The sequence below is a fragment of the Testudinibacter sp. P80/BLE/0925 genome (assembly GCF_053570785.1).
Window position 1 is genome coordinate 703,135 of sequence record NZ_CM131636.1, and the last position, 24,452, is coordinate 727,586.

Annotated in this window: 22 protein-coding genes, 1 tRNA gene and 1 pseudogene; 6 read left to right on the forward strand and 18 right to left on the reverse strand. The window is 46.3% G+C overall.

Features of this window, described 5'->3' with window-relative positions; all coding sequences use genetic code 11:
• Positions 1–70: 70 nt before the first annotated feature.
• The 3 genes from sodC to ACWA5Z_RS03465 all read left to right on the forward strand — a co-directional run bounded on the left by sodC (position 71) and on the right by ACWA5Z_RS03465 (position 2,301).
• Positions 71–616 carry a superoxide dismutase [Cu-Zn] SodC gene (gene sodC / locus ACWA5Z_RS03455; protein WP_431053933.1) on the forward strand — a complete coding sequence of 182 codons (546 nt, stop codon included), beginning with the start codon at positions 71–73 and terminating at the stop codon, positions 614–616.
• A 144-nt stretch (positions 617–760) separates the two neighbouring features.
• Positions 761–1,687 (forward strand): protein-methionine-sulfoxide reductase catalytic subunit MsrP, encoded by a 927-nt coding sequence (gene msrP, locus ACWA5Z_RS03460; protein ID WP_431053934.1) that lies wholly within the window; start codon positions 761–763, stop codon positions 1,685–1,687.
• A complete protein-coding gene (locus ACWA5Z_RS03465) occupies positions 1,687–2,301 on the forward strand; it encodes a ferric reductase-like transmembrane domain-containing protein (RefSeq protein WP_431053935.1) in 615 nt (204 codons plus the stop codon). Before msrP ends, ACWA5Z_RS03465 begins: the two co-directional genes overlap by 1 nt.
• A gap of 23 nt (positions 2,302–2,324) precedes the next feature.
• Here ACWA5Z_RS03465 and ACWA5Z_RS03470 read toward each other — a convergent pair whose 3' ends face one another.
• From ACWA5Z_RS03470 to ACWA5Z_RS03540, 15 genes are all read right to left on the reverse strand, one after another.
• Positions 2,325–2,753 (reverse strand): F0F1 ATP synthase subunit epsilon, encoded by a 429-nt coding sequence (locus tag ACWA5Z_RS03470; RefSeq protein WP_431053936.1) that lies wholly within the window; start codon positions 2,751–2,753, stop codon positions 2,325–2,327.
• A gap of 65 nt (positions 2,754–2,818) precedes the next feature.
• Positions 2,819–4,192, reverse strand: a complete 1,374-nt coding sequence (gene atpD, locus ACWA5Z_RS03475; RefSeq protein WP_431053937.1) for a F0F1 ATP synthase subunit beta — start codon at positions 4,190–4,192, stop codon at positions 2,819–2,821.
• 21 nt (positions 4,193–4,213) lie between these two features.
• Positions 4,214–5,080: a F0F1 ATP synthase subunit gamma gene (gene atpG, locus ACWA5Z_RS03480; protein WP_431053938.1), complete on the reverse strand. Its 867-nt coding sequence runs from the start codon at positions 5,078–5,080 to the stop codon at positions 4,214–4,216.
• A 24-nt stretch (positions 5,081–5,104) separates the two neighbouring features.
• The gene (gene atpA / locus ACWA5Z_RS03485) at positions 5,105–6,646 is read right to left on the reverse strand and encodes a F0F1 ATP synthase subunit alpha (protein ID WP_431053939.1); all 1,542 of its coding nucleotides are present in this window, start codon (positions 6,644–6,646) and stop codon (positions 5,105–5,107) included.
• Positions 6,647–6,658: 12 nt separating this feature from the next.
• Positions 6,659–7,192 carry a F0F1 ATP synthase subunit delta gene (atpH, locus tag ACWA5Z_RS03490; protein ID WP_431053940.1) on the reverse strand — a complete coding sequence of 178 codons (534 nt, stop codon included), beginning with the start codon at positions 7,190–7,192 and terminating at the stop codon, positions 6,659–6,661.
• Positions 7,193–7,206: 14 nt separating this feature from the next.
• Complete coding sequence (gene atpF, locus ACWA5Z_RS03495) at positions 7,207–7,677, reverse strand: F0F1 ATP synthase subunit B (RefSeq protein WP_431053941.1); 471 nt, start codon at positions 7,675–7,677, stop codon at positions 7,207–7,209.
• A 62-nt stretch (positions 7,678–7,739) separates the two neighbouring features.
• A complete protein-coding gene (gene atpE / locus ACWA5Z_RS03500) occupies positions 7,740–7,994 on the reverse strand; it encodes a F0F1 ATP synthase subunit C (RefSeq protein WP_431053942.1) in 255 nt (84 codons plus the stop codon).
• A 64-nt stretch (positions 7,995–8,058) separates the two neighbouring features.
• Positions 8,059–8,859, reverse strand: a complete 801-nt coding sequence (atpB, locus tag ACWA5Z_RS03505; protein WP_431053943.1) for a F0F1 ATP synthase subunit A — start codon at positions 8,857–8,859, stop codon at positions 8,059–8,061.
• A gap of 24 nt (positions 8,860–8,883) precedes the next feature.
• Complete coding sequence (locus tag ACWA5Z_RS03510) at positions 8,884–9,282, reverse strand: ATP synthase subunit I (RefSeq protein ID WP_431053944.1); 399 nt, start codon at positions 9,280–9,282, stop codon at positions 8,884–8,886.
• Positions 9,283–9,529: 247 nt separating this feature from the next.
• Entirely contained in the window at positions 9,530–10,165 is a 636-nt protein-coding gene (gene rsmG, locus ACWA5Z_RS03515) for a 16S rRNA (guanine(527)-N(7))-methyltransferase RsmG (RefSeq protein WP_431053945.1), read from the reverse strand.
• Positions 10,165–12,057, reverse strand: coding sequence for a tRNA uridine-5-carboxymethylaminomethyl(34) synthesis enzyme MnmG (mnmG, locus tag ACWA5Z_RS03520; RefSeq protein ID WP_431053946.1), 1,893 nt, complete (start codon positions 12,055–12,057; stop codon positions 10,165–10,167). Before mnmG ends, rsmG begins: the two co-directional genes overlap by 1 nt.
• Before the next feature lie 449 nt (positions 12,058–12,506).
• The gene (gene mioC / locus ACWA5Z_RS03525) at positions 12,507–12,953 is read right to left on the reverse strand and encodes an FMN-binding protein MioC (RefSeq protein WP_431054278.1); all 447 of its coding nucleotides are present in this window, start codon (positions 12,951–12,953) and stop codon (positions 12,507–12,509) included.
• A gap of 23 nt (positions 12,954–12,976) precedes the next feature.
• Entirely contained in the window at positions 12,977–13,717 is a 741-nt protein-coding gene (locus ACWA5Z_RS03530) for a Fic family protein (RefSeq protein WP_431053947.1), read from the reverse strand.
• A gap of 424 nt (positions 13,718–14,141) precedes the next feature.
• Entirely contained in the window at positions 14,142–14,672 is a 531-nt protein-coding gene (locus ACWA5Z_RS03535; protein ID WP_431053948.1) for a hypothetical protein, read from the reverse strand.
• A 487-nt stretch (positions 14,673–15,159) separates the two neighbouring features.
• Positions 15,160–15,254, reverse strand: a tRNA-Sec gene (locus tag ACWA5Z_RS03540).
• Between the two features lie 88 nt (positions 15,255–15,342).
• Between ACWA5Z_RS03540 and selA the strand changes: the two genes are divergently transcribed.
• From selA to ACWA5Z_RS03555, 3 genes and pseudogenes are all read left to right on the forward strand, one after another.
• Positions 15,343–16,734: an L-seryl-tRNA(Sec) selenium transferase gene (gene selA / locus ACWA5Z_RS03545; RefSeq protein WP_431053949.1), complete on the forward strand. Its 1,392-nt coding sequence runs from the start codon at positions 15,343–15,345 to the stop codon at positions 16,732–16,734.
• The gene (gene selB, locus ACWA5Z_RS03550) at positions 16,731–18,611 is read left to right on the forward strand and encodes a selenocysteine-specific translation elongation factor (RefSeq protein WP_431053950.1); all 1,881 of its coding nucleotides are present in this window, start codon (positions 16,731–16,733) and stop codon (positions 18,609–18,611) included. The genes selA and selB overlap by 4 nt, the downstream gene beginning before the upstream one ends.
• Before the next feature lie 78 nt (positions 18,612–18,689).
• Positions 18,690–19,662 (forward strand): annotated as a pseudogene (locus ACWA5Z_RS03555) (IS3 family transposase).
• A 61-nt stretch (positions 19,663–19,723) separates the two neighbouring features.
• Here the strand turns inward: ACWA5Z_RS03555 and ACWA5Z_RS03560 are convergent.
• The 3 genes from ACWA5Z_RS03560 to ACWA5Z_RS03570 form a co-directional block, all read right to left on the reverse strand.
• Entirely contained in the window at positions 19,724–20,449 is a 726-nt protein-coding gene (locus ACWA5Z_RS03560) for a 3'-5' exonuclease (RefSeq protein ID WP_431053951.1), read from the reverse strand.
• Entirely contained in the window at positions 20,446–22,317 is a 1,872-nt protein-coding gene (locus tag ACWA5Z_RS03565; protein WP_431053952.1) for a DUF294 nucleotidyltransferase-like domain-containing protein, read from the reverse strand. The genes ACWA5Z_RS03560 and ACWA5Z_RS03565 overlap by 4 nt, the downstream gene beginning before the upstream one ends.
• A gap of 119 nt (positions 22,318–22,436) precedes the next feature.
• Positions 22,437–24,371 (reverse strand): bifunctional 5-dehydro-2-deoxygluconokinase/5-dehydro-2-deoxyphosphogluconate aldolase, encoded by a 1,935-nt coding sequence (locus tag ACWA5Z_RS03570; protein ID WP_431053953.1) that lies wholly within the window; start codon positions 24,369–24,371, stop codon positions 22,437–22,439.
• Positions 24,372–24,452 lie beyond the last annotated feature (81 nt).

Below are 24,452 nucleotides of genomic sequence, written 5' to 3' on the forward strand. Positions count from 1 at the left end.
TTAATTATGCTTTATGGTAGACTTATCCGGTCGTTGAGTATCGGATTAATCACTTACTTAAGGAGATACTATGAAAAAAACGTTACTTGTCACCGCACTTTCCCTTTGCGCTTTTGTACTGCCGACAAGCACACTGGCCGCCGACAGCGATAGTCTGAGCATTCAGGTGCAGTTGTTGGATCCGGCTAACGGCAATCAAGACATCGGCAAAATTGTGGTCACCGAATCGGATTACGGCTTGGTATTTACCCCGGAATTACGCGATCTAACACCGGGCTTGCACGGTTTTCACCTACACCAAAATCCGAGTTGTGATGCCAAAGAAAAAGACGGCAAACTGGTCGCCGGTTTAGCCGCAGGCGGGCATTGGGATCCTGAAAAAGCGGAAAAACACGGTTTCCCATGGGAAAAAGGCGCACATTTAGGGGATTTGCCGGCACTAACCGTGAACCAAGACGGCACCGCAACCAATCCGGTATTGGCGCCGCGCTTGAAAAAACTGGCTGACATCAAACAACGTTCGATTATGATTCACGCCGGTGGCGATAACCATGCCGATCACCCGGCGCCGTTGGGCGGTGGCGGTGCCAGAATGGCGTGCGGTGTAATCAAATAGTTTTATCCTTAATCAATAACCCTGACATGAATCAGGGTTATTTTTAAAAACGTATCTTTATATAAACTCCTATTAATTGACAGCACTTTTATACTATTTTTTTGTCCAATTAAAATAACGATGGAACATAATCTAGGAGTTGATATGAAAAAATATCGTGAATATGACGTTACCGATGAACGTATTTTTCATCATCGTCGCAAAATTTTGACCGCACTTGGGGTTGCCGGCAGCAGTTTGTTAGTTCCGGATTTATTGCGGGCACAAACGGTATTAGATACGGAAAATTCACTTAAACTCACACCTGAAGATAAAGTGACCGGCTATAACAACTTTTACGAATTTGGGGTTGGCAAAAACGATCCGCAAAAAAAGAGCAGGCAGTTGCAAACAAATCCCTGGACTTTAACCATTGATGGTGAAGTCCATCAACCGCTGACATTGGATTGGGACGATTTACATCACCGTTTTGCCTTGAAAGAAAGAATTTACCGTTTTCGCTGTGTAGAAGCTTGGTCAATGGTTATTCCGTGGTTAGGTTTTGAGCTCAACCAATTATTAAAGATGGTCAATCCGACTGCCAATGCCAAATATGTCCGCTTTGAAACCCTATATGATCCGCAACAAATGCCGGGACAACGCGATCGTTATCTCGGCGGCGGCATTGATTATCCTTATGTCGAAGGTTTGAGCATACAGGAAGCCATGCATCCTCTCACCTTAATGGCGGTCGGATTGTACGGCAAAGATTTATTGCCACAAAATGGCGCACCGGTACGTTTGGTCGTACCGTGGAAATACGGCTTTAAAAGCATTAAGTCGATTGTGAAAATCACCTTGACCGAACAGCAACCTTTGAATACTTGGCAAAAGCTAGCACCGCACGAATACGGTTTTTACGCCAATGTAAACCCGAATGTTGATCATCCGCGTTGGTCGCAAGCCAGCGAACGGATTATCGGCAGCGGCGGTTTGCTTTCGGTTAAACGTCAACCGACTCTAATGTTTAACGGCTATGCCGATGAGGTCTCTTCTTTATACAATCATCTCGATCTGCGGACAAATTTCTGATGTTATACCTCTTGCTTCGTATCGGTATTCATGGCGGCTGTAGCGCGCTGTTGCTATGGCTAATTTATACACTGGGATATGGCGATATCAGTGCGGTTTTTGCTGCCGATCCGGGCAAAGAATTGATCCATTTTCTAGGCTTAACCGCACTTTATCTCTTTAGCGCGCTATTTCTATTGCGGATACTGACCCAGTTGTACGGTAACGCCCGCCTACGTAGCTTTCATCGTGATTTGGGATTGTGGGCGCTATTTTGGTTACTGTTACATCTCGTAAGCTATTTATTTTTTGAATTAGCTTTCGATTACCGCCTGTTTTTCACAGAAATCGCCACCCGTCCTTACTTGCTGATCGGTAGCTTGGCTTTACTGTTATTTTTGGCGGCGGCAGTCAGTTCTTTGCCTTATCTGCGCCGGAAAATGGCAAAAAACTGGTTTTCATTACATCAATTAAGCTATTTAGCAATAATATTGGGCATTATTCATTACTATTGGTCGGTTAAAGGCATTACCCTGCAACCGCTGTTTTTTATTGCCGTAGCCGTAGCCATTATATTTTTCAAAGCCTTCGCTCATTTATTTTCCAATAAAAAGCCGCCAACGCTGAGAGTATGACGGCGTATTTATCAGACAAGCAATTAACGTTTTGCTTTAGTCAACTTTTCAGTCAATTCATAAGCATGCAGTTTTGCCAATTCGCGTGACAATTTGGACGACAGCAAGGAATAATCCACATCGCCATGTTTGGAATGCGTATTTTCCTCGGCACGGCGTTTTGCTGCCAGAATCCGATCTTTATCCAACTCGTCACCACGAATCGCCGTATCGGCCAGCACGGTTACCGTGGTCGGCTGCACTTCTAAGAAACCGCCGGAAACATAGATAATTTCCTGTCCGCTTTCTTGTTTGATTTGTAGTACGCCCGGTTTGATCTCGGTTAATAACGGGGTATGCCCGGCTAAAATCCCTAAATCCCCTTCAACCCCGGAAACCTGAATCGCATTGACTTCACCGTGAAAAATTTGCTTTTCCGCGCTGACCACCGTCAGTTCAAATGAAGATGCCATCGTATTCTCCTTTTATTTAGTGACCTAACGGGTAATATTACAATGCAATATTACCCAAGGAATGATTACATCTTCTCGGCTTTTGCCAATACTTCGTCGATAGAACCGACCATATAGAACGCTTGTTCCGGAATATGATCGTATTCGCCGTCCAAAATACCTTTAAAGCCGGCAATGGTGTCTTTTAGCGACACATATTTGCCCGGCGAACCGGTAAAGACTTCCGCCACGAAGAACGGCTGCGATAAGAAACGTTCGATTTTACGCGCACGGGCAACAACCAGTTTGTCGTCTTCCGACAACTCGTCCATCCCCAAAATCGCAATAATGTCTTTCAATTCTTTATAGCGTTGTAACGTCGATTGCACGCCACGCGCCACTTCGTAGTGATCTTTACCGACCACTAACGGATCTAATTGACGCGAAGTCGAATCCAACGGATCGACCGCCGGATAGATCCCCAATGAGGCGATCTGACGGCTTAATACCACCGTTGCATCCAAGTGGGCAAACGTGGTTGCCGGTGACGGGTCAGTCAAGTCATCCGCCGGTACGTAAACCGCTTGAATCGAGGTGATTGAGCCGGTTTTGGTTGAGGTGATCCGCTCTTGCAATACGCCCATCTCTTCCGCCAAGGTCGGCTGATAGCCTACCGCCGACGGCATACGTCCTAACAAAGCGGATACTTCCGTCCCTGCCAAGGTATAACGGTAGATGTTATCCACGAAGAACAACACATCGCGTCCTTCGTCACGAAATTTTTCCGCCATGGTCAAACCGGTTAACGCCACGCGCAAACGGTTGCCCGGCGGCTCGTTCATTTGCCCGTACACCAGTGATACTTTATCCAATACGTTGGAATCTTGCATTTCATGGTAGAAATCGTTGCCTTCGCGGGTACGCTCACCCACGCCGGCAAATACCGAATAACCGGAGTGTTCAATCGCAATATTACGGATTAACTCCATCATATTCACGGTTTTACCTACACCGGCGCCACCGAACAAACCGACTTTACCGCCCTTCGCAAACGGACACACCAAGTCGATAACTTTAATCCCGGTTTCCAGCAATTCGGTGCTATTGGATTGCTCTTCATAACTCGGGGCTTCACGGTGGATTGACCAGCTTTCTTCCGCGCCGATATCGCCTTTTTCATCAATAGGCTCCCCCAGCACATTCATGATACGCCCAAGGGTTTTCACCCCAACCGGCACTGAAATCGGGTTGTTGGTGTTGGTTACGCTCAAATGGCGTTTTAAGCCGTCTGATGAACCCATTGCGATACAACGCACCATACCGCCGCCCAACTGTTGTTGAACTTCAAGGGTTAATCCGGTTTCCACCTTTAATGCGTCATAGACTTTAGGTACCGCATCTTGTGGAAATTCAACGTCAATGACGGCACCGATGATTTGTACAATTTTTCCTGTTGCCATTACCGATCCTCTATTCTTTGGTTAAATCGCTGCCGCACCGGCAACAATTTCATTTAATTCATTTGTAATACTGGCTTGACGCGCCTTGTTGTAAACCAACTGCAAGTCGTTAATCAAGTTACCGGCATTATCCGTCGCCGACTTCATCGCCACCATCCGCGCCGCTTGTTCCGATGCCAAATTCTCGACTACCGCTTGATAAACTTGCGCTTCCAAATAACGGGTCAACAGTTTATCCAGCAGATATTTGGCGTTTGGCTCATACAGGTAATCCCAGCTGTTTTCGGTCGTCAGTTCGTCTTTTTCCAATGCAGACAGTGGAATCAGCTGCTGTACCACCGGCTTTTGCGACATGGTGTTGACGAATTTATTGTAAACCACATAAATCGCGTCATATTCGCCGTTGCTATAGCGGTCAAACATCGCATTGGCAATCCCGATAATCTGCTCAACCGACGGCGTATCGCCCATTCCTGAAGTTTGTCCGCGAATGGTTAAACCCAACGAATGGAAAAAACTGATCGCTTTTGAACCGAGCAAGCCGACTTCGACACTGACTTGCTTGTCTTTCCATTGTTTAATCTCGTTAAGTGCGGTTTTAAACAAATTAACGTTTAAACCGCCGCACAAACCACGGTCAGTCGAAATCACCAAAAAGCCGACTTTTTTGATTTCCCGTTCCACCAAAAAAGGATGCTGATACTCAATATTACCTTTGGATACATGGCTAATTACGTTACGTATTGCGGTTGAATACGGACGTGAAGAAGACATGCGTTCCTGCGTTTTTCGCATTTTTGAGGCTGCCACCATTTCCATTGCCTTGGTGATTTTTTGCGTACTTTTCACGCTGGCAATTTTGGTTCTGATCTCTTTCGCACCTGCCATTTCATCTCTCCGTTAGGTCAATATTTACCATGCACCTTTGGTTTTGAAGTTATCCAGGATAGATTTCAGTTTATCCTTGATTTCATCATTGTAGTCGCCGGTTTTGGACAGCTCTTTTAAGAATTCCGCTTCATGATTATTGGCAAAATCAAATAAGCTGCTTTCAAACGAACCGATACGATCCAACTCGACATCATCAAGATAACCGAATTCCACCGCAAACAGCACCAACGCTTGTTGTCCGACGCTTAATGGCGAGTATTGGGTTTGTTTCAGTAATTCCGTCACTTTTTGACCGTGTGACAACTGTTTACGGGTTGTGTCGTCCAAATCGGAAGCAAACTGGGCAAACGCCGCCAATTCGCGGTACTGCGCAAGTGCGGTACGGATACCACCCGCCAGTTTTTTAACCACTTTGGTTTGCGCCGCACCACCGACGCGCGAGACCGAAATCCCCGGGTTAACCGCCGGACGGATCCCGGAGTTAAACAGATCGGATTCCAAAAAAATCTGCCCGTCGGTAATGGAGATCACGTTGGTTGGTACGAATGCGGAAACGTCACCGGCTTGGGTTTCGATAATCGGCAATGCGGTTAAAGAACCGGTTTTGCCTTTCACCCGGCCATTAGTGAATTTTTCAACGTATTCCGCGCTAACGCGCGCCGCACGTTCTAATAGACGTGAGTGCAAATAGAATACATCCCCTGGGAATGCTTCACGACCCGGCGGACGGCGTAATAATAGGGAAATTTGACGGTAAGCAACCGCTTGCTTAGACAAATCGTCATACACGATCAACGCATCTTCGCCGTTGTCACGGAAAAATTCGCCCATCGCACAACCGGCGTATGGCGCAAGGTATTGCAATGCGGCAGATTCCGCAGCAGACGCGACGACCACGATAGTGTTGTCTAATGCGCCGTGTTCTTCCAATTTACGCACCACATTGGCGATTGTAGAGGCTTTCTGCCCAATTGCCACATAGATACATTTAATATCGGAATCGCGTTGGTTGATGATTGCATCAATCGCAAGTGCGGTTTTACCGGTTTGACGGTCACCGATAATCAGCTCACGCTGACCGCGACCGATTGGCACCATCGAGTCTACCGCTTTATAACCTGTCTGTACCGGCTGATCAACCGATTTACGGTCGATAACGCCCGGCGCAATCACTTCAATCGGCGAATACGCATCGGCAACGATTTCGCCTTTGCCGTCAATCGGTTGCCCTAAGGTATTAACCACACGACCTAACAAATTACGACCGACCGGTACTTCCAAAATACGCCCGGTACATTGCACTTCCATGCCTTCGGCTAAATCGGAATAAGGCCCCATCACCACCGCGCCGACCGAATCGCGTTCCAAGTTGAGCGCAATCGCAAAACGGTTACCCGGCAGGGCAATCATTTCCCCTTGCATCGCATCACTTAAGCCGTTAATGCGGATAATACCGTCACTTACCGACACGATAGTGCCGGTATTACGCGCTTCGCTCGTTACGCTAAAATCGGCAATCCGTTTCTTAATCAGTTCACTAATTTCTGTAGAATTCAGTTGCATCTTCTATTCCTCTTACAATTGCAATTCATTTGCCAAACGCGCTAATTGACCGCGACTGCTGCCGTCGATGACCAAGTCACCGCTGCGAATCAACGCCCCGCCAATCAGGCTTTTATCAATGCTGCAATTTAATTTCACTTTGCGGGCAAGTTTCTTTTCCATTGCCTGGAGAATATTTTGTTGTTGTTGCTGCGTTAATGGTTCGGCGGAAATGACTTCAACCTCAGCCAGGGATTTATACTCATCCACTAGCTGTTCGAACAGACGAAGCACTTCGGGTAACGCCAGTAAGCGTTTATTTTCTGCCATTAAACGGATAAGGTTTTGCCCGTACTGATCCAGCTGATCACCACAAATTTGAATCAAGGTTGCGGCGGCTTTTGGCGGTGAAAACGATTCTTTCAGAAAATTTTTAATCTGATCATTTTCAGTCACGGCAGCGCTAAAATTCAACATTTGCTGCCATTGCTCCAACCGGTTCTGTTCCACCGCAAAATCAAATGCGGCTTTAGCATAGGGGCGTGCGACTGTGATGTATTCTGACATTAGCCCCACCTTCCTTATAGTTCTGCAACAAGTTTATCAATGATGTCGCTATTTGCCGCTTCATCAATTGAACGACCCACAATTTTTTCTGCACCAGCCAACGCCAATGAAGCCACTTTAACGCGCAACTCTTCTTGTGCCCGTTTGCGTTCGGCTTGCACTTCGGCATAACCTTGCTCGATAATTTTGGCTTTGACCGACTCGGCTTCAGACCGCACTTCATCCAAAATTTCATTGCGACGTTTATTCGCCAGATCGATGATCTCTTGCGCTTGTTTTTTGGCTGCATTGAGCTCTTGCTCTAACAGCACTTTGGTATCCGCTTGCTCTTGCTTCGCCGCTTCGGCAGACGCCAAGGCATTGGCAATCCCAGCCTGACGCTCTTCAATCGCTTTGATAATCGGTGGCCAGACAAATTTCATGCAAAACCAGACAAACAGTAGGAATGCAATCGATTGTCCGATTAGTGTTGCGTTAATATCCACAACGTCCTCCTCAATAATGGTTATAGGTAGCTACAGCCTTGATTTGGCTATAACGCAAAAAATTAACCTAATAACGCAGTAAACGGACTGACGAAGATGAAATACAATGCAATACCAACCGCAATCATTGAAATCGCATCAAGTAAACCTGCCACGATAAACATTTTGGTCAACAAAGAGTTAGCCAATTCAGGTTGACGGGCTGCCGACTCCATATATTTACCGCCCAATAATGCAAAGCCAATAGCGGTGCCGAATGCCGCAATTGAAATCATAATTGCAGAAGCGAAAATTGTTGCCGTGATTACAGTTTCCATGAGTTTCTCCATGTTTAAGTTAAAGTGTTGGCAAAATTGCCGGGTTAAAAATAAAAGTTAAAAATTAATGTTCCGCTTTATTATACGCGATACTGATATAGACAATGGTTAACATCATAAAGATAAAGGCTTGCAATACCACCACCAAAATGTGGAAGATTGCCCATACCAGATGTAAGCCGATCCCCAAACCGCCGACCAGATAGTTGGCGGAGTAGGTCAAGGCGATCAAAATAAAAATTAATTCGCCGGCATAGAGGTTACCGAATAGACGCAAGCCCAATGAAACCGGTTTAGCCAATAAGGTGACGGTTTCTAACAGGAAGTTAACCGGGATAAACACCGGATGGGTGAACGGGTGCATAGTGTACTCTTTCACCAAACCCCCGAAGCCTTTGGATTTGACGGTGTAGATAATGATCAGGAAAAATACCGCAATCGACATGCCGAAAGTCACGTTCATATCTGCGGTCGGTACCGCACGCAGGTATTCAAAGCCCAACGCATGGGCAATTTGCGGTAAATAATCGACCGGCACCAAGTCGATGGTGTTCATTAATAACACCCAAACGAAAACGGTTAGTCCTAATGGACCAATAAAATTACGGCTGCCGTGGAAGTTTTCTTTCACCACGCCGTCAACCCATTCCACCATCATTTCGACCGCACATTGCCATTTGCCCGGCACGCCGCTAGTCGCTTTTTTCGCGGCTTTACGGAAAAAATAGATGAACAAGAATCCGGTTACGACGGCAAAAAATAAAGAGTCGATATTGACCGACCAAAATCCTTCGCCCTTGTTGAGAAACGAAAGGTGATGTTGAATATATTCAATAGAGGTTGGGGATGAACCTTCGGCAGCCATACAGTTTCCTACTTCGTCAGTGAGTTAGTTTTTAGCTTTTGTATCGAACATCCGCCCCAATACAAAAGGTAAAAGGTTATTAAGTAAAATAAAGCAAAAATAACCCGCAAAAAAGACAATCGGGTTCAATTCGATATTGATGAACACCAGCAATAACAAAATGATCATCAAGGCGATTTTTATTCCTTCCCCCCGGTAGAGTATTTTCGCTTTATTTGCTATCGGCGAATCCGCCTGCAGATAAAAGACATAAACCGCAAAAACCATCTGTGGCAGCCAAGCTATCACGGATCCCAACAAAAAAGAGAGGGAAAGTGCCGATTGTAACAGATAAAATAACGCATAACCGATTAATATCAATGCGAATTCGATAATAAAGACTTTGCTATAAAGCTTTTTATTTTTATCCAGTACCGCCGACATCTCATATCCTGTTACTTAACCGAAATAGAACTTAGCTATTCATGGTTAATTTATGTACAACACTTTAACTCTAACGAGGTAAATTAGGTACAAATAAAACTGGCATAAATTATACGGTCAGATTAAATTATTGCAACGATTAAAGGGCGTAAAAATGCTATCTGCTTAACAATTACTAAAAAAATTTTACTTTTTTATCACAATAAATGATAAAGCCCTCGTTTATCCATTTTTGATAACCCGATTTTTAACCTTTTACCAGAATAATCAAGTGCCTTTCTCCGACCAATTGCGGCACGGACAACTTCATTTTTTGCTGCAATACAAAGTGCGGTTGCAGTTCGCCCAATTCATCGGGATTAAAAATCCCTTTCAAGGCATAAAACCGCCCTGAATCCGCCACTAAATGCCGACACCAGGCGGTCATATCCTGTAATGAAGCAAACGCGCGGCTAAGCACCCCGTCGAACCGCACTTCGGGCTGATATTCCTCAACCCGGCTTTGAATCGGCGTGACGTTAGTCAAACCTAACTGACGAATGACTTGACGGATAAAGGTAATCCGCTTGCCGAGACTGTCCAACAACACATATTGCTGATCGGGGTTGATAATCGCCAACGGAATGCCGGGCAAGCCCGGTCCGGTGCCGACATCGATAAAGCGCGAACCTTGTAAATAAGGACTCACCACCAAACTGTCGAGAATGTGCTTCACCAGCATTTCCTGCGGATCACGCACCGATGTCAGGTTATACGCCTTGTTCCATTTATTCAACAATTCAACAAAAGCAACCAATTGCTGCTTTTGCTGATCGTTGACCGAAAGTGCGGTTTGCGCCAGCAGCTGATCCAATTTTGCCCGTAATTCAATCGCCAACGTCATTATTCATCCCCACGTTTGAGCATACCTTGTTTTTTCAAATTCACCAGCAAGATTGAGATCGCCGCCGGGGTCACCCCGGAAATACGCGAAGCTTGTCCGATCGAGATCGGACGGTGCTGGGTCAATTTCAACCGCACTTCGTTGGACAAGCCGTTGACTTTATCGTAATCAAATTCCGGCGGAATCGCAGTGCTTTCATGCCGTTTATGCCGTGCGATCTCTTCGTATTGATGTTCGATATAACCTTGGTATTTAATCGAAATTTCCACCTGCTCCGCCGCTTGCGCATCGGCACACGCCGGGGCGAAGGCTGAAAGTGCGGTCAGGGTTTTATAATCCACTTCCGGACGGCGCAACAGATCTTCACCGCTGGCTTCGCGGGTTAGTGGGCTATTTAAAATCGCATTGACTTCATTCAAATGTTCCGATTGGGGATGAATCCAAATTTGGCGCAAGCGCTGTTGTTCTTGTTCAATATTTTCCAGTTTTTGATTAAAACGCGCCCAACGAGCTTCATCAATCAAGCCCAGTTCACGTCCAATCGGGGTTAAGCGCAGATCAGCATTGTCTTCACGCAGCAACAAACGGTATTCGGCACGCGAAGTGAACACCCGATAAGGTTCTTTGGTGCCCAGCGTACACAGATCATCGACCAGCACGCCTAAATAGGCTTGATCACGGCGCGGATACCAAGCGGCTTTTTGCTGTACAAACAAACCGGCATTGATCCCGGCAAGCAAACCTTGCGCCGCCGCTTCTTCATAACCGGTGGTACCGTTGATCTGCCCGGCAAAAAACAGACCGTTGATCGCTTTGGTTTCCAATGACGGTTTCAGATCGCGCGGATCGAAATAATCATATTCGATCGCATAACCCGGTTTCATGATCCGTGCTTTTTCCAAACCCTTCATCGAATTGACGATCCCCATTTGCACGTCAAACGGCAAACTGGTCGAGATCCCATTCGGGTAGATCTCATTGCTGGTTAAACCTTCCGGTTCTAAGTAGATCTGATGGCTGTTGCGCTCGGCAAAACGCATTACTTTATCTTCGATCGACGGGCAATAACGCGGCCCGATCCCTTCGATCACCCCGGCATACATCGGACTGCGATCCAAATTGGCACGGATCAGATCATGGGCTTTTTCATTGGTATGGGTGATATAACACGGGATCTGACGCGGATGTTGATCGACTGATCCCATAAACGAAAAGACCGGCAGGATCGTATCGCCGTGCTGCTGTTCCAATACCGAAAAATCAATGGTGCGCGCATCTAAGCGCGGCGGGGTGCCTGTTTTCAAACGATCAACGCGTAAATTCAATTCACGCAACCGATCTGCCAACATGATCGACGCCGGATCACCGGCACGACCGCCGACATAATTTTCCATGCCTATATGGATCTTGCCGGCTAAGAACGTCCCGGCAGTCAACACCACCGCTTTGGCACGGAAAGTCAGCCCCATTTTGGTACTAACCCCGCTGATACGATCCTGATCCAATAAAATATCAACCACTTCCTGTTGGAAAATATCGAGATTTTCTTGATTTTCCAAGGCGATCCGCACGGCTTGGCGATATAACACCCGATCCGCCTGCGCACGGGTAGCACGCACCGCCGGACCTTTACTGCTGTTCAAGGTACGGAATTGAATCCCGGCCTGATCCGTAGCCGTTGCCATTAAACCGCCCATGGCATCGATCTCTTTGACCAAATGCCCTTTGCCGATGCCGCCAATCGCCGGATTACAGGACATCTGCCCTAAGGTATCGACATTGTGGGTCAATAATAGGGTTTTCAAGCCCATTCGTGCCGGTGCAAGTGCCGCTTCCGTGCCAGCATGACCGCCACCGACGACGATCACATCATAAGTTTCTGTATAAATCATAAAATGCCTTGTTTGATCCGGATACGATCAATTCGATCTTGCGTTGATCAATGATCGTAAAATTGGGCGCTATTCTACTGAATTTAATCAGAGGGTGAAAGGAAATTTATTAACTTGATCCGTGGTGTCGATCATACGGATCAAATTTTGATCGCCGGCGTATAAAGAAAAGATCTTTTTATATATAAAGATCTTATTATTGTTATTATTAGCCGGTAGTGATCCTGTGAAGAAAGCCGTTTTTTCTTTTAATTATAAGATCTTGATCCATTTTGGATCGTGTGAAAAAGATCGCTTGTCGCTTAATAAATCTTGTGGATAACGTGCGGTTTTATCCACAGCCCGATTTGCTTTAATTGTTATTCAAATAATAAATACAGTTTATCTACACTTATAATCGTCGTTATCCACAAGCGAACTTTTTTCGTTTTGCTGGTTTTTTAAGCGGATTATTTCAGTTGATCGATAAATTGCGGTAACCAGTTATCTGCCGCCTGATCATGATCGAAACAATTAAGCACATCAATTTTTAAACTATCAGCTAGCTTAATAGCTTGTTTCTGATTTAGCACTGCTTCGATTTTATTGACCGAAAAACAGAAGGTATCATAATCGGAATTCCCCAACCCGATCACTGCAAACCGCACTTGGCTTAAATCATCGATTTCCTGCTCGATATGTTCAAATAACGGCGATAAGTTATCCGGCAGATCACCTGCGCCGTGGGTTGAAGTGACAATTAGCCAATATTGAAAATCGTTGATCTGATCCCAATTCGCACCATGCAAAAGTGCGGTTTTGATCCCGTGTTGTTGCAACACATCCTCGCAATGCTCCGCTAAATATTCCGCGCTGCCGAGGGTGCTGCCGCTGATAATACAAACTGTTTGCTGCATCATATTTTTCTCTTTTTTGTTAATTAACGGCTTAAAATCGCAATATATCGCTGTAACTCCGCTATTTCATAACCGGCTATCAATGATAAAAGCGCGTTGGGCTGCTGTTGGTGCTGGTAGTCATCGAAACATTGATAATATTTTGCCCTGTCACTGAATTTAATATCAATCGGCAAATAACCGCACTTCATCAATTCAAAATTCAACAATAACCGCCCTGTGCGTCCGTTACCGTCAATAAACGGGTGAATGCTTTCAAAAGCCAAATGCAGCCACGCTATCGCCTCTATCGGGTGTTGGTGCTGTAATTTATCGGCATAATCAGCAAGTAATGCGTCCATTTGTTCGGCGATTAAGTGCGGTTGCGCCGGTTCATTGTCTGCGCCCATGATTCGCACCGGAACACGCCGATATACGCCTTTATTCTCTGCGTCATTCATCAGCACCAGCGAATGAATTTCTTTAATCGTACGCTCGGTTAATGGCTCACGGTTTGCCACCAGCTCAAACAGATAATTAAAAGCGTCTTTGTAGCCGATAACCTCTAAATGTTCTCTGATAGGTTTTTCAGCAATGGTTATGCCGTCACGCAAAATCAAAGCCGTTTCCCGCAGTGTCAGCGTGTTACCTTCGATAGCGTTAGAATTATAAGAAGATTCGATAATAAACTCTTCTTGCAGCCGTTTTAGCTCTGCCGCACTCAAGGGGCGCAATGCCGACAATTGATTTTTTAACTCGTCAATGTGTTGTATTTGCTCTGTCATTTCATCAGCCCTTAGCTTTGCGAATTGTCAAAATAGAAATTACTTATTATGCGCTATATTTAATCATAACTATGCATACTGTACTAGCATACAGTTAGGTGTTTATTCTGTGACTATTGGGCTTGGTGCCTAGCTTTCTACATAGTCCGCCCAATCCTGTAACATTTGCGTTTATTGTAGCGGTAAGCCGTTACCGTCTGCCAATGAATAGGCGGTTTGCTTCGGTTTTGCGTTCTTAATCTTGCTGTCAGAAAGTGGCTTAACTCGCCTTGCCATGAGTGGAACTCCTGAACTTTATTTGAGGTTTAGTTTTTTAATCGTTCAATTAAAAAAGCGTCCATTGCTGAACGCCTTTAGGGTTGGTGTCAATTGCACGACCGATAAAATCTTGCTTGCATATGGTGCAGATTTAGGCAGACAAGCATTACTGTACCTTGTACTGAGAATTTAATTGGTCAAGTTTACTGCCAATACTTTGCTGCAACTCAACCATTTGTCTTTGAAGTAATTCTATTTCTTCTTTATCTTTATCTGTTTGATTATCTTTCAAATAAAGTTCATAAAGCTTAATTGAAATCATATTCCCCTGATAAATTCCAATACGGATATCCTGAACTTCTTGACTCTTTATCTTTAAACCAAACAAAGAATTATTAGTAGATTCTAACAGCGCTTTTGATCGCCCCATTATAACTTTTATTGCTGAACTATCACTGTTTTTACTTGCAGAAACCAACTCTTGATTAAGTTCCGATGCTTTAGTATTAGAAGTATTAACCACAGAATTAATAGCTAATAAATCCGTACGAATATCAGCGTCATTTTGTGATGACAGGGTTTCTTTTTGTGCTATGAAATTACCTTCACTAGTGGTGATAGCGGTGTCGTTTTTTTCATTGTCACAGCCAGTTAATAGCGATAATGCTGCTAAAGCCAAGATAACTATTTTTTTCATAACATATCCTTTTTAACAGTAATTATTTCTGTAAATTCGGTTTGATTGCACCGTTCCTCCACAGGCAAGCACGGCATGTCCTGCGGTGCCTAATTGCTGTTATTATGTCGCCGAAGCAAAACACTAGCAGCAATCTAAATGCTAACACAACTTAGTGAGTTCTTTATTTTGTTTTTGTTCTCTATATAAAAATTTATAGTTCCCTGTTTTTGAAGATTTATCCTTTTTTATCCCTGTGGTGATCTTGTTTTTCATTTTTATATTCAGTGAGTTATGGATTTATTGTTCCCTATTTATTTTTCAAAAATGGCATTTTTAGGGAGTAAATTTAGGGAGTTAAGGTGATAGTATAAAACAGGGAACAAAAAAAGTGATATAGAGTGATAAAATATGATTAACAGTGATGAATAGATTTTAGCTAAATGATTGATGTTATTGGGTTTTATTGGGCGATATACGGAAGTATGAAACAGTATGATTAGTGAAGTGGCGGAAGAGAATGGGAGTTGAACCCACCCGAGACTGCTGGCAGCCTCAACAGGATTTGAAGTCCTGCCGCTTCACCGGAAACGACGCTCTTCCATTGATAATCACAATATTGTACTGAATTTTAATTCAAATAGCATTAAAATCAATATATCTCTTGTTATTATTTGAATTCGGGGCGGTTATGAACCAACTTTATCGCGCATTACCTTCAATCGACAAAATTTTGAATACCCCGCAGGGGCAATTGCTGAGCGAGCGGTTCGGGCATTCGGCGGTGGTGGCGCAGTTGCGTAGTTTGTTGCAGCAGGCGCGGGTGCAGATTCGGCAACAACAGCAGCTGCCGCGCTATTTCAGTGATTTTAGCGCGTTGTATAAAAAAGTGGCGCATGAACTGCAACAGCAACAGCAGGTGGCGATCAAGAAAGTGCATAACCTGACCGGGACGGTGTTGCACACCAACTTAGGACGTGCGTTGTGGGGGCGGTCGGCGCAACAGGCGGCGTTAGGCGCAATGCAAGAAAACGTGGCGTTGGAATTTGATTTGGCGCAGGGCAAACGCAGCCATCGCGATCAATATTGCAGCGACTTGTTGGCGCAGTTGTGCGGGGCGGAAGCGGCGTGTATCGTGAATAACAATGCGGCGGCGGTGTTGTTGCTGCTGGCGACCTTTGCCAGCGGTAAAGAGGTGATTATTTCACGCGGCGAGCTGATTGAAATCGGCGGTGCGTTTCGCATTCCGGACATTATGCAGCAAGCCGGTTGTAAACTGGTGGAAGTCGGCACGACGAACCGCACCCGTTTAACCGATTATCAGCAACAAATCAACGAAAATACCGCACTTTTGCTGAAAGTTCACAGCAGCAACTACCAAATTTGCGGTTTTACCGAAAGTGTCGGCGAAGCGGAATTGGCGCAGTTGGCGCAACAACAGCAACTGCCGTTAATCAGCGATTTGGGCAGTGGCGCATTAGTCGATCTCGGTCGATACGGTTTGCCGACCGAACCGACCCCGCAAAAAATGTTGGCAGACGGCGTGGATTTGGTCTGTTTTTCCGGTGATAAACTACTTGGCGGACCGCAAGCGGGCATTATCGTCGGCAAAAAAGCCTATATCGAGCAGTTGCAACAGCACCCGCTCAAACGGGTGTTGCGTTGCGACAAGGTGATTTTAGCCGGTTTGGAAGCCACTTTGCGTGATTATCTATTCCCGGAAAAATTAGCGCACAGCAACCCGACTTTGCAGTTATTAACCCAAGATGTGGGCCAATTACAAGCGATTGCCGAGCCGCTATTGGCCAAGTTGCAAGAAAAACTGGGCGCGGATTATGGCTTGCAGATCGAAGCCAGTTCGGCACAGATCGGTAGCGGATCGCAACCGATGTCCCGCATTCCGTCATTAGCGATCACCTTGCGACCGCACTCGGGCAAAAATGAGGAGTTAATGCAGTTGATCCGTTCGTTGAAACAGCTGAGCCAGCCGATTATCGGGCGGATTGAACAGCAAAAACTGTGGTTGGATTTGCGCAGTCTTGCCAATCCGCAACAACTTTTTATCACCTTGGACGAATTATGATTATAGTCAGCGCAGGACACGTCGATCACGGCAAAACCGCCTTGATTCGCGCCCTCACCGGCACCGACACCACCCATTTGCCGGAAGAAAAAAAACGCGGCATGACCATTGATTTGGGCTATGCCTATTTGCCGTACGGCGATCAGATTTTGGGTTTTATTGATGTGCCGGGGCACGAACGCTTTTTATCCAATATGCTTGCCGGTGTCGGCGGCGTGCAGTATGCGCTGTTGCTGGTGGCAGCCGACGAGGGGATTAAGCCGCAAACCGAAGAACATCTTGCCATTCTTAACTTATTGGATTTTAAAGAAATTATTGTAGTAATCAGCAAGGCGGATAAAGCCTCGGCGGAACAAATTAACCAGTTGCAACAACAGTTAAAACAACGTTATCCGTTTTTGACGCAAAGTGCGGTTTTTGCCACGTCAACGGTAAACGGGCAAGGAATTGGCGAGCTAAAACGGTATTTATTCGGATTAAGCCAAAAAAATCAGGCTAGCGAAAAACCGTTCCGTTATGCGATTGACCGCACTTTTCATATCAAAGGCGCGGGCAAAGTGGTGACCGGCACGGCATTTGCCGGACAAGTGGCGATTGATGACACGCTATTTTTATCCAGCCAGCTGAAACAAACGATTCGGGTGAAGAATATCCATGCGCAAAATCAGCAAAATACCCACGGCGTGGCTGGGCAACGCTTGGCGTTAAATTTAGCCGCCGATCAACTGGCAATCACACGCGGCGACTGGCTGTTTTCCCATGCGCAAGCACAAGCCAACGATCGGATTACGCTGTTGTTAAATCCGATTCAGGCGTTAAAAGCCAGCCAAGCCGTGCATATTTATCACGCCGCCAGCCACACTGTCGGCAAATTGACGTTGTTGGAGCAAAGTGCGGTTGAAACGGCTTCAATGCAACAGAATGAAAAAGTACTTGCCGAACTGATATTACAACAGCCACTGTTTTTGGCGTTTGGCGATAAAGTGATTGTGCGCAGCGGCGATAATCAACACACCCTTGCCGGCGCGAGTGTGTTGGAAATCGCCTCGCCGCAACGGTATAAACGCCAACCGGCGCGTTTGGCATATTTGTGGCAATTGGCGCAAGCGGAAACCCAGGCACAGCGGATTAGCCGCTATTTACAACGGGGTTGTGTTGAACAAACCGCACTTTGCTGGGCGGAACAGTTAACTGAAACGCAGTTTGCCGAGTTGCAGACGACGTTAGCATTTACTGCGTTGCAAGGCTATGTGTTTAATCAGGATTATCGGCAACAACAGCAGCAAAAATTAGTGCAAGCGTTGCATTTGTATCATCAGCAACATCCTGATCAATTAGGTATTTCCAAAGCGCGTTTGCAACGCATGGCGGCACTGAAACAACCGCAAAGCGTGATTTATCACTTTATCCAGACGTTGCTGCAACAAGGGGATTTGGCACAAACCCGCGGTTGGATTCATTTGCCCGATCATAAAATTGCCTTCACCGAGGAGGAACAACAGTTGTGGCAACGCACCGAAGCGGCATTTTTAGCGGCGCAGGGGCAAGCGGTTTGGGTGCGCGATCTTGCCAAACTATTGGCAATCGATGAAAGTGTGATGCGTAATTTTCTGTATAAAGCCGGTAAACTGGGCTATCTGACCGCGATTATCAAAGACCGCTTTTTCTTAACTGAAACTCTGTATGCTTATGCCGAACGGATTAAAGTGCATATTGAACAACACGGGGCGATTTCGGTGAATGAGCTGCGCGATCAGTTGCAATTCGGGCGGAAAATGACGGTGCAGTTAATCGAATATTTCGACAAGTGCGGTTTTTTGCGGCGCAAAGGCGATCAGCATTTACTACGCGATGCGGATATTTTCGAACAAATTTAGCGGATAAAAAACGCCTTAATGTTGATCTGCCCCCCAAAAGTTGGACTGCAAAACCAACTGACTAAGGTGCAGATTTTTATGACTAAATATACCCAAGTATTGAAACAACAAATCGTTGAATATTATTTTCAACATCATCAATCTATCAGCAAAACCGCAACACATTTTCAGGTTGCCCAACGCAGTATTCGCCAATGGATTGCACAATATCAATATTCCGGTCTTGATGGGCTAGCCGTCCTAGATATACAACGAAAATATAGGCTTGAAGATAAACTGAAAGCCATTGAATATATACAACACACCGAACTGACCTGGGCGTATCAAACGGCAGTGTTGTTTATCAATGGTTGCAACGTTTCAAACAATTTGGCATAAATGGACTGATTGATAAGCCCAAAGGACGACCAGCCGTGAATAAACCGAATAAATCGAAAAAACACGTTAAGCCATTAACGCCGTTAAAACAATTAGAACAAGAGAATTTACGTTTGCGTGCGGAGAATGCCATCTTAAAAAAGTCGATGGAATTATCCCTGAAAGACGAAGCCGAAAGGCAGAAAACGCCTACGAGAAGTTAGTGACAGATATCACTGAATTTAAAGCGAAAGACGGTAATAAGGTTTATTTATCGCCAATGGTAGATTTATTTAACAATGAGGTGATTGCCTATCAACTTGGTCGTCGTCCAAACCGGGCACTGGTTGAGCAGATGTTGCGACAAGCCGTGAATAAGCTCCCGAAGGAGGCAACGCCGATATTACATTCAGACCAAGGCCGGCAGTATCAAATGCCGTCTTATCGCAAGATATTGGCAGATAATCAGATTCAAATCAGTATGTCGAGAAAGGGAAATTGTTTGGATAATGGCGCAATGGAAAGTTTTTTCGGCAGGCTGAAGACAGAATGTTTTTATGTTCGGCAATTTGATACGGCAGATGACATTGAGCAGGCGGTTCATCAATATATTGAGTATTACAATACTGAACGAATTCAAGTAAGATTAAAAGGATTAAACCCGATACAATATCGAACTCAATCCGTTCATTAAGCAGTCCAACTTTTTGGGGTCAGATCATGCCACACACGGGGTTTATTTTTAGCCAACTGCGCTATTGTGAACGTTTATACACCACTCCTAACGTTTTCGGTTGGGAACCGAACAGACGAATCAGCTGTGCCAAAAACAACTCGCCGGCGGCAATTGCGTCGCTTAAGGCGTTATGCGCTACATATTCCGGCAAGTGGTAATGCCGGCGCACCGTCGTCAATTGATAATGAGGGTTAATCGCCTGGGCTTGCGTACTAACAAACGAGCGCTCGATTTTCAAGGTATCCAACCAAAGTAGCGGGAAAAACGGCATTTTGTAATGCATTGCCAGATAGTGATTGATAAAACGCCGTTCAATGCTCGAACCGTGAGCAATCACGATTCTGCCGCGCATTAAAGTGAACAGGGTGGACATCACTTGCTCCAAGGCGACCGCGCTTTGTAACATTTGCGGCACAATGTGGTTAATCACCGCGGTATCCTGTTTAACGATCTGATCGGCAACAAACTGGTGCCATGAGCCTGACAGCTTCAAGGTTAAACAATCAATCGGCACCGCCGCCGCACTCAAAATATGATCGATCATCGGGTTCAAACCGCTGGTTTCAAAATCAATCGCCAGATAATTCAGCCGGGTCAGATCCGCCGCCAATTCCGGGTAAGGCATATCAAACAGCGGTAATAACTCCGCCGGGCAACGCTTTGACTGCACTAATTTCCGCCGTTGTTTTTCCAGCTTCGACAATGGATCAAACCGTTGCAACCAACGCGACAATACACTGCTCATCGGATTAACCCTTTCTGTGAAAAGCGCAATTCTGCCGCTTCCTGCAATTTGGCAATTAAACGGAAAGCATCTTTTAAATTATTCCGTTCGAACGAAGTCAGCTCATCCGGGGCAATATGGTTGGTCAGCAGCTGCTGTCGGCGCAGCGCTTGCAATTGATATTTAAACCGCACTTCGCATACGAAACGGTAGGCGCCTAAAATATCATCCAAGGTTTCTTTGTTGATCACCTTGTTCTCATAACAGGCGATAAACCGCGCCTCGGTGGATTTCGTCTGCCCGATACCGGCGGACAATGCATAAATCCGTCCCAAATCGACCAATAAGCTGATCGCCCGTTTTTTCAGATTCAGTTTGTTTTTATGCTCGCCGTCTTTGATCAACACAAAGTTTCTGAAGATACTCAACGGCGGTTTGACCCGAATTGTATTTGCCACCATAAACGCCAAAAAACGGCGGTTATGCTGCACTAACTTGGCAAAAAAACCGGTAAGCCGCTCTGCCAAATCAGTTGAACCATGGATGGCTCGCAGATCCATAAATACCGACGCATTTAGTAATCCTTCCAACTCCGGATTCACAATCCAATGTTTGAAATCCGCTTGCCAACGGGTGAGGGATTGGCACCATTTCGGATTAGACGCCATATATCCGCCGGAGCAATGCGCATAACCGCACTTGTCCAAACCGTCGTTGACAAAGGTCGCCAGCTGCGAAAAATAGGCTTGCTCGGATGGCTCTAATTCCCGCTCGGTGATAATCGCATTATCTTGATCGGAGAGCGGATGGATTTCATAACGCGCCTGTGAACCGGCAACGAACCAACTATAGGCACAAGGCGGGGCGCCAAACCGGTGCTCCGCCATCATCAACAGTTTTTGGTGAAATGCATCGGCAATCAGGGTCATCACCTGCATAATATTGCGATAATCCACGCCGCTTTCGATTAAGCCTTCGAAAATCGCTTGCCGTTTTGCCGACAAATCCACCAACAAGGCTAAACTATCGGCTTGGAAAATATGATTAATCATAAAAATAGACTGGGTGCTGTTTTTCTGCACCAAATCCGTCGCAGTAAGAATGCCGATCACTTTTTCATTTTCGATCACCGGTAAATTACGAAGATTATGTTGCATCATCAAAGAAATGGCGTTCAGCACCAATTCGCTGGCGGCAACCGTCGGTGGGTCGGCGGTCATAATATGGCTGATCGGCAAATTGACATCCAATGCCTGCGCCACCACTTTTTTGGTCATATCGCGATCATTGACGATCCCGACCAATTTGCCATGCCGCATAACCAACGCTGACGAGCGCCGTTGACGGCACATACTTGCCGCCGTTTCCTTGATGGTAGCCGACGCTTCGACCGTTGCAATTTTACGGTTCGCCACCTCGACCACGCTTTTCATAAAAATCCCGTCCTGGTTTTGCAACCAAGTGCTTTTTGACGCCTCATGCAGGCGCACACCGGCTTCGCTGGCAAAATAAGCGGCATATTGCGGGTGTTGCTGCACGATACCGCTCAACAGCGCATAGGGAATCTGATAAATCAGGCTGTTTTCAATCGCACAGGCGGTATATTGCTCGTCTTCTTTCGGGTTAAAAATACTGAATCCGAAAATACTGCCGCTTTCCAAGCGGGCACGTAGCTCGCCATTCGGTTTTTTCTGTTCGACCGCCCCGATCCGAATCAAATATAAACAACGTTTATCCGCCTGTTCCTCAAATGCAATCACTTCACCTTGCGGAATATAGCGGATTTCAATATTGGCTGCAATTTGGCTAATCAACGTTTTCGGCAGGTGATGAAACGGATCAACCTGTGCAATAAACCATTCAATATTCGGAATTAAAGAAGAATCCACGGCATTTCCTTATCTGGAGAAATAACAAATAAATTTATTTTAACCAGTGTAAAAAGCAAAGGCACCTTAAATTCAATATTCAAGGTGCCTTTTTCTATTTCACGTCACGGTCCAAACCATCAAGTGCGGTATTTTTTCCACAAGCGGATTAAGCGTTGATAGCGGGCGGAGACTTCATCAATCAGTTGTTGATCGCTGAGTTTACCTGCCAACCACTCGGCGGACGGTTCGCCGAAAATGGTTCTGCCGACGGCGAAGCCTTTCACCAGCGGCGCATTGGCGGCGGCTTTGAAGGTGTCGTCAAACACCGCTTCCGGGGCGTCCAAACCGAGAATCAAAATGCCGCGGCAATAGTGGTCGTTTTGCTCGATGACGCGGCTTAATGCCGCCCAACCGTCGGCACTCATGCCCGGCAATTTCCACCAATCCGGTTTGATCCCCAATCCATACAGGTGAGCGATAATCTGCTGGTAATACGCCTCTTGTTGCGGCATATCCAACGGCAGGATAATTTCCAGCAGCAGTTCGTGTCCGGTGCGGCAACAGGCTTGGTATACCTCTGACAGTTTTTGATCCTGCTGCGCTTTCAGTTCCGCGCTGTCATGCGGGTGGTAGAATACCAAACATTTGACAACGTGTTCTTTCGGCCACGAAATCAACTGGCTGCCTAAATCACCGTGTTCCAATGCCAATGGACGGGACGACGGTTTTTCAATCGGGCGGCCAATCCACCAGTGTTTACCGGTAATGGCATTCAGTGCGTCTTGTCCGTAAGTGGTGTCGGCTAAAATGCCCGATTGCCCGTTGTCCACGCCTTCCGCCTTGGCGGTTTGTTCCGCGGCTTGCAGCAATAAGGTTTTCAAGTGCGGTATCCGTTTCGGATCGGCACCGCACTTTTGTGCCATATCATCCAGTTGTTTACGGTGATCAAAGGCAAAAATACAGAGGTTATTCCATTCGGTTTTGCGCGTAGTCACACGGTGCAAATGATTTAAACCCTCATCGAGATCAGGGCGCGGCACGGATTCGGCTCGCGATAAATAGTCGTCCAGCTCTTTTTTGGTCGGCATTGCCGGCGCGCAGCCATGACGGGAAACCACCAGTGCGCCACAAGCATTGGCATAACGGCACGCCTGCTCCCAGCCTTCGCCGTTGATATAGCCGCGCAATAACCCCGACATAAAGGCGTCGCCTGCGCCCAGCACGTTCAACACCGCCACGCGCACACCGTACACATTTAAGCCGCCGTCCAAATCATCGGGAATGTCGCCTTCAAACACCGAGCAACCTAATGCGCCGCGCTTGCACACCAAAGTTGCTTGGCTGCATTTGCGCACGTTCTTAAGTGCGGTCAACGTATCGGTCGAACCGCCGGCGATATGAAATTCCTCTTCCGTGCCGACCAGCACATCGAAATTGTGCAACACTTCTTGCAACGATTCAGTCACCGCTTTGGAATCAATGAAACGGGTTTCGCCGTCGCCGAGCGAGGTCAAGCCCCATAACACCGGACGGTAATCAATATCCAACAAGCGCTTCACGCCGTTGCGTCCGGCATACTCAAGTGCGGTCAGCACCGCATGGCGGGTTTTCGGGTGCGAGAGGTGCGTGCCGGTGATCGCCAAGGCTTTCGCCGAGGCAATGTAGTCTTCGCTGAAATCGTCGGCGCTAATCGCCATATCGGCACAATTATCACGGTAGAAAATCAGCGGAAAGGTTTCGTTATCTTTAATCCCGAGAATCACAAGTGCGGTCAGCCGTTCTTTATCGGTGATTAAATGGCTGGTATCGGCACCGACGCTTTCCAGCTCTTGGCGTAAAAAACGCCCCATATGTTCATCGCCGACCCGCGCCAACATCGACGATTTCAGCCCTTGAATTGCCGTGCCGTACGCCACATTGCCCGATGAGCCGCCGAGGTATTTGGCAAAGGTGGTTTCATCTTCCAAGCGTGCGCCGATTTGCTGTCCGTACAGATCCACCGCAATCCGTCCTAAGCAAATTAAATCGAGGGGTTTGTCTGCTACTGTTTTCAACACTGTTTCTTTCGACATAAGGGGGCTCTCCTATTGGCATTGATTCTGTTCCCGATTTCGGATCGGGCAATCAAAATAAAACATTTAACACTATTCATT

Bases quoted from the DNA above. Each gene is read 5' to 3' on its own strand.
- sodC (WP_431053933.1), top strand. From the start codon at position 71: ATGAAAAAAACGTTACTTGTCACCGCACTTTCCCTTTGCGCTTTTGTA.
- msrP (WP_431053934.1), top strand. From the start codon at position 761: ATGAAAAAATATCGTGAATATGACGTTACCGATGAACGTATTTTTCAT.
- ACWA5Z_RS03465 (WP_431053935.1), top strand. From the start codon at position 1,687: ATGTTATACCTCTTGCTTCGTATCGGTATTCATGGCGGCTGTAGCGCG.
- ACWA5Z_RS03470 (WP_431053936.1), bottom strand. From the start codon at position 2,753: ATGGCATCTTCATTTGAACTGACGGTGGTCAGCGCGGAAAAGCAAATT.
- atpD (WP_431053937.1), bottom strand. From the start codon at position 4,192: ATGGCAACAGGAAAAATTGTACAAATCATCGGTGCCGTCATTGACGTT.
- atpG (WP_431053938.1), bottom strand. From the start codon at position 5,080: ATGGCAGGTGCGAAAGAGATCAGAACCAAAATTGCCAGCGTGAAAAGT.
- atpA (WP_431053939.1), bottom strand. From the start codon at position 6,646: ATGCAACTGAATTCTACAGAAATTAGTGAACTGATTAAGAAACGGATT.
- atpH (WP_431053940.1), bottom strand. From the start codon at position 7,192: ATGTCAGAATACATCACAGTCGCACGCCCCTATGCTAAAGCCGCATTT.
- atpE (WP_431053942.1), bottom strand. From the start codon at position 7,994: ATGGAAACTGTAATCACGGCAACAATTTTCGCTTCTGCAATTATGATT.
- atpB (WP_431053943.1), bottom strand. From the start codon at position 8,859: ATGGCTGCCGAAGGTTCATCCCCAACCTCTATTGAATATATTCAACAT.
- ACWA5Z_RS03510 (WP_431053944.1), bottom strand. From the start codon at position 9,282: ATGTCGGCGGTACTGGATAAAAATAAAAAGCTTTATAGCAAAGTCTTT.
- rsmG (WP_431053945.1), bottom strand. From the start codon at position 10,165: ATGACGTTGGCGATTGAATTACGGGCAAAATTGGATCAGCTGCTGGCG.
- mnmG (WP_431053946.1), bottom strand. From the start codon at position 12,057: ATGATTTATACAGAAACTTATGATGTGATCGTCGTCGGTGGCGGTCAT.
- mioC (WP_431054278.1), bottom strand. From the start codon at position 12,953: ATGCAGCAAACAGTTTGTATTATCAGCGGCAGCACCCTCGGCAGCGCG.
- ACWA5Z_RS03530 (WP_431053947.1), bottom strand. From the start codon at position 13,717: ATGACAGAGCAAATACAACACATTGACGAGTTAAAAAATCAATTGTCG.
- ACWA5Z_RS03535 (WP_431053948.1), bottom strand. From the start codon at position 14,672: ATGAAAAAAATAGTTATCTTGGCTTTAGCAGCATTATCGCTATTAACT.
- selA (WP_431053949.1), top strand. From the start codon at position 15,343: ATGAACCAACTTTATCGCGCATTACCTTCAATCGACAAAATTTTGAAT.
- selB (WP_431053950.1), top strand. From the start codon at position 16,731: ATGATTATAGTCAGCGCAGGACACGTCGATCACGGCAAAACCGCCTTG.
- ACWA5Z_RS03560 (WP_431053951.1), bottom strand. From the start codon at position 20,449: ATGAGCAGTGTATTGTCGCGTTGGTTGCAACGGTTTGATCCATTGTCG.
- ACWA5Z_RS03570 (WP_431053953.1), bottom strand. From the start codon at position 24,371: ATGTCGAAAGAAACAGTGTTGAAAACAGTAGCAGACAAACCCCTCGAT.